The sequence below is a fragment of the Deltaproteobacteria bacterium genome, from assembly GCA_016874735.1.
In the GTDB taxonomy this organism is placed as follows: Bacteria; Bdellovibrionota_B; Oligoflexia; order Oligoflexales; family CAIYRB01; genus CAIYRB01.
Genome location: VGTI01000079.1, coordinates 1 through 11569, shown reverse-complemented (window position 1 = coordinate 11569; position 11569 = coordinate 1). Strand labels below are relative to the sequence as shown.

The following is an 11569-nucleotide window of genomic DNA, read 5'->3' as shown; positions in this document are numbered from 1 at the left end:
GCGGGTAACGGGGGTTTTGCTCCACAAATGGTACATTTAATAGGAAGGGCGCCACTGACCAAACGTCGCGAGGAGGGTAGACAGAAGGCACGAACAATGAGAGTTTTTCACTGGAAGCAAGAGGGTCAATCTAGAAATGCCGAGTTGACTTAAACTTTTAGCCCAACTGTGTCACCCCTGCTCGGACAGGACAATCTCATGTTCTTGAGTTAGCCTTGATGGTTGATGATTCCCATCAGTTAAAGTTCAACCCGGAAATATCGAGACAAAAATCATTACGACAAAAAATGAATAGTCTCGGCTTGATCCGACCAGTTGGCTGGGGGATCTATAAACTTCTTCCGTACGATGAAATTGAAAAAATTTCATTGAGAGTGGATTCTTCAAAAGAATGAGGAATGTGATTGCATTGCCTTGCTGTCCTAGCGTCACTTTGCAGAGAAATCAAATACCAGTTACCCCAACGAAAAGTATTTGATTTCTTTGCCCCTCCAGATGCTTGGCTCGACCGTCAAAAACCCATTTCTTTTAAAGACTTGTGCCATAAATCATAAAGTTTTCCATATTTTATCCGATAACCAAAAGTCTATGATCGATATCGATCCTATTATTGTTGGTGTTGTTGACCCTTCACCACATTGATATTGGTGCCACCAAAAGCACCACTCATTCATAGCCATTCTTGGGATACTAACGAAACGCTACCATTTTTGGAGGAATAAGGAGGTAGCAATGAATCAAACTCCAAGGGATCCCTCTTTGAGGTGTGTCTACGGATATGTGCGAGTTTCGACTAATCATCAACTTGAGCTTAGTCCCCGTCAGCAATCTCACGAGATCAGGGATTATTGTACTAAGCAAGGATTCCCAGAACCCACTGAGATTTTTATCGACGAGGGAGTCTCCGGTCTCAGCAGGGACAGAGTCGCGTACAAAAATTTGATGGCAACAGTCAGGCCAGGTGATGCGGTAATCGTCCTTGATATTTCAAGGCTTGGGCGCAGGGCTAAGGAGGTCTTAGGAGCTTTGGAATTTTTCAAAGATAGCTCCATTCGATTTGTGTCAATCCGACAACAACTTGATTCGAGTACCCTCACTGGCCAATTCACATTCTCTATTCTGGCCTGTGTGAACGAAATGATGGCCAATGATGCGAAGCAGAGGACAAAGCTAGCCCTAGACTACAAAAGGGCACGTCGAGAAAAGCTAGGTGGAGCTTATGTTCCATTCGGATTCGATTGTCCTGACGGAAAAACACTCGTACCGAATACGAATGAACATCTGGCCATATTGGCGATAAACAAGCTGCAAGCAGCAGGATGGTCTCTGAGAGCCATAGGGAGCTACCTTAGCGAGCGGGGAATTAAGACCAAAAGTGGCCGCACAACATGGCATCCAGAAACCATAAGAAAGCTCATCCGTCGTACCGATCGCGTAATCACTGACGCAAAAGTGGTAGAGGTGACGGAGGGGTGACAGAATCCGTTGTCACCTTACGGTCGATAGGTGTCAAAATTTGCAGGTAACCACTTAGCATTCGAGCTAGCTGCAGGCCAATGATAGCCAAAAATGACTGATCTTTACCAATTTTGGTTATTACCCCACCTCTGTTCAGATCAAGTCACCCCACCTATGCCGATCGAAAAATCAATAATCATTTAGATACCGTTTAACTGTCCGTAATTTAACCCAAATTAAATAATGATTTTAGGGGTTAAGTTTCTTTCTAGTTCACCGATACAGAAGAGCTTTGCGGAAAGCGGAGTTACGAGCAGATTTCTCTTTGTACAAAATGGCTCGGGACTTTTTGGTGACATACGATTCGTGCATTCCCTGGAGGCTGATAAAGCGAGGATTTTATCTGATCGGTAGGGTCGGAGGATGCGATGGTTATTTCGAAATCTAATACCACAGATGTTAACGACAATTCACGCCCTAAGCGTCGCCATCATGTACATGTCAGCGCTCTGGGTAAAGGTTGGTCAAGGGCCATGATGGCTCTACTGGCGCTTTTAGCGTGGCACTGCTCGAAAGGGCAGACAGACGGTGCAGTAGATGGGAGCCAAACTCCCAATCCTGCTGGTGGGACCGGTCCCATGGGTGGGGGAAGTGGTTTTTGCACTGAGTCTGGGATGCCTTCGGCACCTGTTGGTGACAGTCAGATAATTTTCTCCATCAGTACCAACATCGACCCTTGCAGCGTTCGTGGTTATGTCGTCGGTTTTCAAGATCAGCTGAAAGTCAAACGCGCTGTGGGTAACAAGTTTTTCGTAGATCATGTGCCTGCTGGTGCGAGGGATCTCCTAGTCCTTGGTAGCGCTAAAACATCAGGTAGTTCCTTGCTCGATTCACAGAGCGATCGCGGATTGCGTCTTGCCAATCAAAAGATACTTAATGGTGTTGCTACTGAAATCAGTGAGCCTGTAGATCTGCCTGTCTTGGGTAGCATCCAAGGAAAAGTTTCCCTGATGGGAGCTTCTGAAGCGGCGGGTGTAGATATTTACATCCCAGGTACAGGATTTTTAGCTAAGGCCGATTTGAATGGCAAATTCAACATCACAGGAGTGCCCGTAGGGCACCATCAAGTATTTTTTGAGAAAGCGGGTTATCGAAGGGGGCAATTTGATCAGGTAAGAGTCGAAGCTGGTAAGTCAATTGAAATCGGCAACATGCTAATGGCCATCGACACGGGATCGGACGGATTTGTAATACTTAGCGGTGGATCAGGAATCTCTAATTCCAGGACGGTCGATGTTACCGTAGGTGCGACTAACGATGCGATTCTGATGAAAATTTCTGAGGATCAATCGTTTGTTGGTGCTAGTTGGCGTCCGATTACCACATCGTTACCTTATACATTCGACAGGCCTGGTGCCAAGTCTCTCTACGTCAAATTTGCAAATAGTAACGGTCTTGAAACATCGCCCTTTAAAGCAGATATTTTAATCGACGTCTTCTCGGATGCTCGATCGCCATTTGCGCCAACATTTGTCGTAGGTGACGTTGCTCCGCCTTCTTCAGATTTTGCGATCACAGATATCAGTGTGCCATCGAATGCGGTGGGTATGATGATTGCTGATTCACCAAACTTTTCTGGGGCCGCTTGGCAAAATCCAGCTCCTATTGCAAATTTCTCGTATCCAAAAAATTACGCTAGCTGTGGACAGAAGACATTTTATTTGAAATTCAGAGACAAAGATGGGTTTGAAAGCCAGGTCGTGTCTCGTACCGCTAACCTTGCATGTTGGCGTGCTATTTCAGTTGTTAACGCTCCAAACATCACAAGTGGAATCAACGGAGCTAATGGCAGTCCACCAGGTCTATCAGCCTGGACTGGTTCCGAGATGCTAGTGTGGGGTTACCGTGATTCTTTATATTCCGGTAATTCTTCATTTTCCGGTGGGGCCTATAATCCTTCCACTAACGCCTGGCGGTCGCTCTCTACTCAAGGTTACACAGGCACGCTTTTTGGCTATGCCGCAGTTTGGGCGGGAAATAAGTGGATTGTTTGGGGCGGGAGTGATTCGAGTGGCTCTCCCCTTCACAGTGACGGAGCGATCTACTCACCAGGGGCGGATAGTTGGATGACAGTTGGCCAAATAAATGCACCGTCGATGCGCTATAACCTTTCGGCAGTATGGACTGGCTCCACTGGGAATCCGGTAACAGAAAATCGCATGATTTTATGGGGTGGTCAGTCGTACTCGTATCCGACTGATGGATATAGTTATCATCCCGCAAGTGATTCATGGACTCAGATCAGTACAATAGGAGCACCAGATGCTCGCTCACTTGCCTCTACAGGTTGGGTAAACAATCGTATGGTCGTATGGGGGGGATACAGTACCTGTCCCGGTTGTCAGCCTATTAACACAGGTGGCATTTATGATCCCACTTCTGACAGTTGGAGCGCGATGGCGTCAGGCGGTCCCTCACCCCGCTATGGTTACGTTTTTGTACCAACATCTACAGGAAAGATCTTTGTGTGGGGTGGTTTTGGGCCTAACGGACAGAATGTAATTGGCGATGGGATGATGTTTGACGTCCAATCAAATTCTTGGAGCCCAGTACCATCTGCGGGTGCACCAACTGCGCGTGCTTATGCGACTGCTTTAGCTATCAGTGGTGGGCGGATCTTCCTCTTTGGGGGTATCGATCAGACAAATAACTGTTCCTCCGGCGCCTTTTCAAATGGTGCTATATTTGACCCTTCGTCGGGTACATGGACATTGGTACCATATCCACAGACCGCGTCAGGAAATGGCAATTGTAATTACTACACAGCCACTTGGACGGGTTCTGAGGTGATAATGTGGGCACCTGGAGGAGGGGGGATGGTTTTTACACCGTTTTAATCGACCAGTGGCTTAAATTCGTGAGGTGTCGTAGTTTTTCCAAGAGCCAAGCAAATCACGGGAACATTTGGATATCTTTGGTTTAATAAATGCCTTGCTCCTCCAAAGGTGTTGCCAGTCGTAACGACGTCGTCAATTAAAATAAACACAGATGAAGGGCCGCAAAGATTGTCGAAGCGTCTCAATTGTAAAGATTGAGCGTGTTCCATGACGCTCCACCTAGCCTTCTCTGGTTTGTCGAATTGGCGGGATATGATGTCAGCAATGTGGAGCCTCTGATGCTCGTCTTTTTTCCGCAGAAATTGGCAAAAAACATGATTGCGATTATCCCGGTTCCGAGCCTCATTTGGTTTTGAAATTCTAGGTTGATCACAGTAATCTGGGCTATTGGGTGAGCGGGAGCTTGGCATAGGTACCAGATAAGCTTCTGACGCTTTTTCAAGAGACATTACTTGATAGATAAGTTGATAGAAGGGTGCAATAAACTGCTCAATATGTTGTTTTTTGCCTTCTTTGAAGTTCAATATGGCAGAGGAATGAGAATTTTTACGCCAATTTGCCATGCTGATGGTAGGCTCCGGGCTTTGCGGCCCTGGATAGGAAAAATAAAGTGCTAGATAGCCAATGCGTGTGCGGGGATCGTATGACGCGTGAGGGTATTGCTCTATGTTAAGCATGGTGTGACTCGTGCGCGTAAGTCTTCTGGAGAATCCACAACGATAGCGCCACTTTTGACGAAGCCTGCAGGCCATGAGAGCTGAGGATTTTCAGCGAGGGACTTGAGCAGGAGCAGAAGTCGCTGTTGTCTTTGACATTCAGCGGCCTGATGGATCACACCCGAGGTCTCTCCTGCCTCAATGATGATCGTTGCTCTGGAGAGCATGGCCATCAGGCGGTTGCGTCGAGGAAAAAGATATCGTCCGGTTTCTTCGTGGGGAGCTGCGGCGGAGAGGATGATCCCAGCTTTGGTCTCAATCTCTTTTGCCAAGCCACGATTTTCTGCGGGGTAGATCTTGTGAATCGGAGTGCCCAAGATCGCCGCTGTAAGGCCACCCATCTCAAGGGCCGTGCGATGTGCCACCGTATCGATGCCTTTGGCGAGGCCAGATACGATCACAAATCCCATCTCAACCAAAATAGCCGTAACCCTCTTAGCTCTTATGGCACCCTCTGGTGTGGGATTTCGAGTACCAACCACCGAGATGGCGGGTCGCTCCAGGATCTGCAGATCCCCCTTGTAAAATAGGGTTGGAAACTGAGCATGGAGTGAAGGTAGGGAACTTTGAAAAAACTCAGAGGGCACCAGCGTGGCACCCCATTTCTGCAAGTATTGCTGCAAGCCGTCCGATTCGTGGCTTGAGTCATGAGCCGAAGGCGTCGAAGTCGTTTTTGCAAATTCTCCGGTCATGCGATCTGTGGGGCCTCTAAGGGTGACAAAAATCGGAAAAATCGAGACACGTCTGGCGCAGCGGCAGTGTAACGAAAATTTTGTGGGTTGTCTGCGAGACTATAATCGTTCGTATTGATTGGCTAATGTGAGGTGCGAGATCATCTCGAAGTCAGCGCTTAGGTGGCTTGGTGTGTGACCCAGTCCTTGAAATCCCATCGAGTCGGACGCTCCTGATAAGCTAAAATTGGGGGTAAGGATGGGGGTAATAACATTCATTGTTTTTGAAAATATCAATATATCCCGACTATTATAGTCTAAATTCGATTCCCGCCGCCTCCACCAACCTCTGCCGGGTAAACTTGAGTAACGTTAGACCCTCTTTGCATGGCATTCAGGTAAGTGCGAACATGAGTCTCACTGCTACCAGATTCAATGCAGTAATCAGAGTCAATCGCCAGCGGACGGAATGTAGCTTTGCCTGATACCTGGATTCAACTGAGACTCATGTCGTCTGAGAGTCGTCAAATCATCCGCATCATCCGCATCATCCGCCGTAGTAAAATTGCTCTTTGACTATCCGCCCATTTTTCCATGTCTGAACAGCTACCTGATGATACTTCCGCACGCCCCACTCTTTGTGCGTGTAGTCGAAGGACCACTCGACGTAGGTTTTGTCGGCGGAGCATCCTACAGATAAGACCTGTGCGCCGCGAAAATCAGTGATGGCGGAGAAGAAGGCGACTTCTCGTTCGTAGTTCGCTTTTTTACCAATGGTTGGTGCTTGATCGTTCTCCTGCATCACCACGTCATCGGCATAGAAACTGTCGAATGCTTCGAGTGCTTTGCCTGCGAGGACCAAGGCATTGAGTTCTTTAATTTTTGCTTCGAGACTATTTACCATCAAGGTCGCCATATAGGACTCCTTTGTGTTGTTGAGCACTGTGACTCACAGGGCACTTATCGGCTCAAATTACATTTGCAATAGTAGACAAAATCGAGAAAGATATTTGCATAGGTGCAAAAATGGCTATTGACCTAAATCAATTGAGAGTTTTTGTCACAGTCGTCGAGACGGGCGCTATGACCCGTGCGGCTAAGGCTCTCAAAATGCCTATTTCCCGTGTAAGCCGCACGATTTCCCGCCTGGAGGCGACTCTAGGCGCGACCCTAATCACACGGACTACGCGCACCATGCAAGTGTCTGATGCGGGCAAACGCCTACATCAGACGAGTCTCCCACTGATGAGACGTCTTGCCGCAATTGAGCAGGAATTTGCGGCGGCAGAAGGTGCGGTGGCTGGTCATGTACGGATAACAGCACCTGAGGATATCGGAAGCAGTCTTTTGGCGCCTCTTCTGGCGGATCTTTCAACGGCGCAGCCAGCCCTGACTTTTGAATTGATTTGTACCGATGAGCGACTAGATCTTGTTCAGTCCGGTATTGACGTTGCTCTGCGTATGGGTAAGCTGACCGATTCGACGCTTAAAGCAAAAAATATTGGATCAACAAATAAGATTTGTGTGGCAGCTCCCGGTTATTTGCATCGTTCCGGTAATTTGCGGGATCCAAGTGAGCTAAAGCAGCACTCCTGTATTCAACTTGCTCTGGGCAGCGAGGTAAGTAAGCCCGTTTGGGACCTTTATAGCGGGAGGTTGTCGTCTAGCTGTACGATATCACCCCGCCTCACATGCAATCACACGAGCGCCGCGATCACCTTTGCCTTAGCCCAAAGAGGAATTGCTTTGGTGCCTAGACCCATGGTGATTGATCACATCAAGACTGGAGCACTCACTCATGTCTTGCCACAATGGACTGGCAAAGTGATTCCCGTGCACCTCATTCATCCAGCCCAGAGGGTGATCCCGCCCAGAGTGAGGGCGGTGATCGCCTATCTAGAGGAGAGTCTCTGTCAGTACTTCTAATGTGTATTTTTTTGCACGAGGCGTCCATTGATGGCACTCTCACACTCATGGGTCATGAACTGTAATTTGCAATATGCGGTGTATTCAAAGCGCTAGTACACTTATAGTGAAGTGATGCGGGTGTGTGATGATTGGGTGCTGAAGAGTGCATGCCTTTTTAAGGCTAATCCATGTCTGGACTCTCAAGCTGGGCAGTCGTGAGGATAATCGCGGTGAAGAAGTCATCCCTTATCAGGCTGATCAATTATTGGCCACCTTATCTAGGATCCGGCATCAAGGTCAGGCATATCAGTAAGGACATGCGTTCCATTGATGTCGAGATGGCGCTACGGTTTTGGAATAGAAACTATGTTGGTGTCCACTTTGGTGGCTCGCTCTACGCGATGACGGACCCGTTCTTTATGCTGATGGTGATGGAGAACCTGGGGCGTGACTACATAGTCTGGGATAAGGCGGCTAGTATTCGCTTTAAAAAGCCAGGTAAAGGTCGTGTGACGGCGCAGTTTCGTCTGTCGGACGCGGAGCTTGCGACCATTAAGCAGGCTGCGGACACATCGTCTAAGACTGAGCCCACTTTTGAAATAAACGTCGTTGATGAGAGCGGCGACGTGGTGGCTGAGGTTGTAAAAACGATCTATGTGCGCCGCAAAGATAGGGAAAAGCCTAACGAATAAGCAGTAGATCCCAGTTAAGGCGTGCGTTCTATGTAGATCTTGCCGTCACCTATCATCTGATGCGCTAATTTAGCTGTCAGACCATAAATGCTGAGTTGAGGGTTGGCTCCAACACTGGTTGGGAAGATCGAGCCATCAAAGACGTAAAGGTTTTCGACATGATGATGGCGGCCGGCCTCGTTTACGACTGCTACTGTGGGATCAGGTCCCATTGCCGATCCACCCATCACGTGCGCTGATCCAACGCGTAGTAATAGGGGTTCAAAAGCTAGCGCGTTGATCGCATTCTGGGCCTCATGCCACGACGAATAATCACCGGATTGAAAGTGCCCAATGTGGACCGATTTAGCACCTGCAGCAAAAAAGACTTCGGCCATCTTCAGCATCGCACGCTTGGCGCCAGCCAGGATGTAGTCGTTAATAGGATAGTCGACCGTGGGACTACCATCAGAGAGCATTTCGATGCTTCCGCCCTGGCTTTCGGGATGAAATCCATCACGTAACAAAGCCAAAAAACCAGACGTGTAACGCAAGTCGGTGAGGCGATTTTTATAGGCCGGTCCAAATCCGCGTATGAGCACCGAGGCAAAGGCAGGTTGAAGTGGTACCGCTTCTAATTTGAATCCTAACGGTCCGTCGATACCCTGCTGCCATTGAAAATGATCGCTGTATGCTGACTGTGGTGCTCCATGGTAAGGATTTACTTCGTCTGGCATGCGTCCGAAGGAAAATAGTGTGGGATGAAGAAATGTTCTCTTACCCGTCCTGCGGTAGGGATCAGGCACCGTCGGCGATCTGAGCAGTATGGCGGGTGTGCCGATGGCGCCGGCTGCTAAAATAACGGTTTTGGCGCGAATAGTTACTTTGCGGCGACTTTCATTTTGTGTGATCGATTCTAAACTCTGGATCTTGCCGCCAGCGGCATTTAAATGACTGACTTGTAGATTGTGGATCAAGGTTGCACCGCTGCGCAGAGCAGCCGGTATGGTCGATACCAGCATGGACTGCTTAGCATTGGTCGGGCAGCCTAGGCCACAGTAGCCTAGGTTCCAGCACCCGCGCACATTACGCGGAATGAGCTCGGCGCGGATGCCAAGTTTTTCGCAGCCCTTTAGTAGAGTTTGGTTGTTGGCATTGGGGCTTGGCCAGGGGGCGATGCCAAGGCGCTGTTCCATAAGCTCAAACCACGAAGACAAATTCGCGGCAGTGTGTTCCCGTATGTTCCACTGTTTTTGCCAATGGCTTAGAGTTTGTTCTGGGGTTCTAAAGCTCGACGTCCAATTGACTACGGTACTGCCTCCGACCGTGCGTCCCTGTAAAATCGAGATCGACCCATCGAGGGAGAGGCGTGTCATCCCGTCTTGATACAGTGTGGCGTAGGATTCCATTTCGTCTAGATTGAATTTACTAGAGGTGTTTAGTGCTCCCATCTCAACCATAATTACGGTTTTACCTGCCCGGCTAAAGATCTCTGCGGCAGTACCTCCGCCAGCTCCGGTACCAACGATCACGACGTCGGCCTCGAACTGGCGATCTTCAGTGAAACGCGCGGCATCGTGAATGCGCCAGGTTTTTGCAGATTCGTCTTTGTACGGATCTGGAAGCTTCATGGTGCGTAGTCTCCAATGGTTTCGACGTACGGACGAATAGCTTCTGGGACGCCGGGATATCCAGTGGAAGCTGACGGCGTTGCTCCCGCATACCAACTCAACTGCAAAAGGGATAACAGAGATTGGTAGCCATAACGCAGTATGCGTACACCACCAAAGTTCCAGTTGCGGATGAGAGCATTCACCGCGGCCGGATCAGCTTGATGCCAGTCAGATCTGATCCCCATCATCCAGCGTGTGATCGGAAATTGGAGAATATTGAAAAGAAGTAAAAGGTCTTTTCTGATTGACTCTGGCGCTTGGTCAATGAGGTGGTCGCAATTTCTTATGAGGATAATGCTGTCAGATGCATTAATATCGCGGTTTTCTAGGCCGAGACTCACTTTAGTTATGGCTATAAGAAGGGGTAGGTACTCCGCCTTCAAGTGCTTGAGAGGGATGTCGAAAGATGCGGCTTCGGAGCGACTTGTCCAAAGGGCTTGAACAGTGACAAGCGGCAACGTCGACCTTGCGATCACGCGTCCCCAAAGATTAAATGTGAAGCCCTGAATTCCGCTTGATCGCAGAAAATCACGACGACTTTTTCTCATCGTTCGCTCGCATTTCGAATTTGAGTGATTCAGTACCTAACGGGCACTTGGGGATTCAGGAGGGAAGAAGGGTAGCTGGCGGATATAATGCCGAATATATCACGAGGGAAAATAGCGCTGCTAGACAGCACTATTTTCCCAGGTGTTTAGTATTCAGAGAGAGGGATTTTGGCAGGCAAAAAGTGCCTGATTTAAGGCGCTCTCAGCTGCAGCTAGGTCGCGTGCGTAGTTGGTTTCGACGCGTTTGATGCAGACACTGCCCGGTACTGGATGACCGAGATCGATGATGTCGTAGCAGGCGCGCATGCCTTGGTTAAAATGCAGTGCGGCGATTCCGGCGCTGTCTTTGTGGGTCTTTTGTGCTGCAGCAACGCATGCTGTCGCCTCAGTCTCGGTGGTCGCGCTGTCTTGCGGGGCGGCGGCGGCGAGGCCACTGGTGAGAGTCCAGGATAAAGCGGCAAGTACTTGTAATAATGTCATAAAAACCTCATCGGTTGTGCTGTTTTCGATCGAGCGCAGCCGTTTCGTAGCATCGAGCGTTACATGCGTCAACAAAAGTCCTTTATTTGATGAGAGTCCGAAAACCTGCAATGGATTGAGTGCTGGATGGATAATGGTTAAAATGTAATTAACTATCCGATTAGACTGTTTTTTATCTTTCGCGAGTGAGGAGCTCTCCATTGCGCCTGGTTGCCACCGCAGCGTACTTACCTCTGATTGCTACTATGTTGCTGTCATGTGTCGACCCTGCACCAGCCCCTCCACCTGTCAGTGGACCGCGCACAGCTGAAGCGAAGGCTGGAGATCCTGGTAAGCCCGTGGCCGCAAGTCCGCATGTAGGTGATAAAAGCAAGCCGCCCACTGTCGTGAAGCCAGCCCCTGCCGCACCAGCACCGTGGTCACCTCCACCCAATGTTGCTGCGCCTCAGGTTGCGGTCGGGAGCCCATCACCGCCTACTGACAATTTGGGGACGTTGCTATCAAGTTTGCTGGGTATGGGAGCGGGCGCTCTCGGCGGAGCTAGCTT

The 11569-nt window shown here is 49.2% G+C and carries 11 protein-coding genes; 5 read left to right on the top strand and 6 right to left on the bottom strand.

Annotated elements, in window-relative coordinates; translation table 11 throughout:
- Nucleotides 1-732 precede the first annotated feature (732 nt).
- Together FJ146_17830 and FJ146_17825 are read left to right on the top strand one after the other, a co-directional pair.
- A complete protein-coding gene (locus FJ146_17830; GenBank protein ID MBM4253831.1) occupies nucleotides 733-1476 on the top strand; it encodes a hypothetical protein in 744 nt (247 codons plus the stop codon).
- Between the two features lie 410 nt (nucleotides 1477-1886).
- Nucleotides 1887-4355: a hypothetical protein gene (locus FJ146_17825; protein ID MBM4253830.1), complete on the top strand. Its 2469-nt coding sequence runs from the start codon at nucleotides 1887-1889 to the stop codon at nucleotides 4353-4355.
- Here FJ146_17825 and FJ146_17820 read toward each other — a convergent pair.
- The 3 genes from FJ146_17820 to FJ146_17810 form a co-directional block, all read right to left on the bottom strand.
- Nucleotides 4352-5032 carry a phosphoribosyltransferase gene (locus tag FJ146_17820; protein MBM4253829.1) on the bottom strand — a complete coding sequence of 227 codons (681 nt, stop codon included), beginning with the start codon at nucleotides 5030-5032 and terminating at the stop codon, nucleotides 4352-4354. The two genes, FJ146_17825 and FJ146_17820, sit on opposite strands and share 4 nt — an antisense overlap.
- Entirely contained in the window at nucleotides 5020-5763 is a 744-nt protein-coding gene (locus tag FJ146_17815) for a DNA-processing protein DprA (GenBank protein MBM4253828.1), read from the bottom strand. The genes FJ146_17820 and FJ146_17815 overlap by 13 nt, the downstream gene beginning before the upstream one ends.
- Before the next feature lie 526 nt (nucleotides 5764-6289).
- Complete coding sequence (locus FJ146_17810) at nucleotides 6290-6646, bottom strand: ester cyclase (protein ID MBM4253827.1); 357 nt, start codon at nucleotides 6644-6646, stop codon at nucleotides 6290-6292.
- Between the two features lie 122 nt (nucleotides 6647-6768).
- Between FJ146_17810 and FJ146_17805 the strand changes: the two genes are divergently transcribed.
- Together FJ146_17805 and FJ146_17800 are read left to right on the top strand one after the other, a co-directional pair.
- A complete protein-coding gene (locus FJ146_17805) occupies nucleotides 6769-7668 on the top strand; it encodes a LysR family transcriptional regulator (protein MBM4253826.1) in 900 nt (299 codons plus the stop codon).
- A gap of 170 nt (nucleotides 7669-7838) precedes the next feature.
- Nucleotides 7839-8342: a DUF4442 domain-containing protein gene (locus FJ146_17800; GenBank protein MBM4253825.1), complete on the top strand. Its 504-nt coding sequence runs from the start codon at nucleotides 7839-7841 to the stop codon at nucleotides 8340-8342.
- A 14-nt stretch (nucleotides 8343-8356) separates the two neighbouring features.
- Here FJ146_17800 and FJ146_17795 read toward each other — a convergent pair whose 3' ends face one another.
- From FJ146_17795 to FJ146_17785, 3 genes are all read right to left on the bottom strand, one after another.
- Nucleotides 8357-9952: a GMC family oxidoreductase gene (locus FJ146_17795; protein ID MBM4253824.1), complete on the bottom strand. Its 1596-nt coding sequence runs from the start codon at nucleotides 9950-9952 to the stop codon at nucleotides 8357-8359.
- Nucleotides 9949-10542, bottom strand: a complete 594-nt coding sequence (locus tag FJ146_17790) for a hypothetical protein (GenBank protein MBM4253823.1) — start codon at nucleotides 10540-10542, stop codon at nucleotides 9949-9951. Before FJ146_17790 ends, FJ146_17795 begins: the two co-directional genes overlap by 4 nt.
- A gap of 153 nt (nucleotides 10543-10695) precedes the next feature.
- Nucleotides 10696-11022 carry a hypothetical protein gene (locus FJ146_17785; GenBank protein ID MBM4253822.1) on the bottom strand — a complete coding sequence of 109 codons (327 nt, stop codon included), beginning with the start codon at nucleotides 11020-11022 and terminating at the stop codon, nucleotides 10696-10698.
- A 200-nt stretch (nucleotides 11023-11222) separates the two neighbouring features.
- On the opposite strand from FJ146_17785, the gene FJ146_17780 reads away from it, so the two are divergent.
- Nucleotides 11223-11569: hypothetical protein (locus FJ146_17780; GenBank protein ID MBM4253821.1), on the top strand; the 347-nt coding region annotated here is incomplete at its 3' end.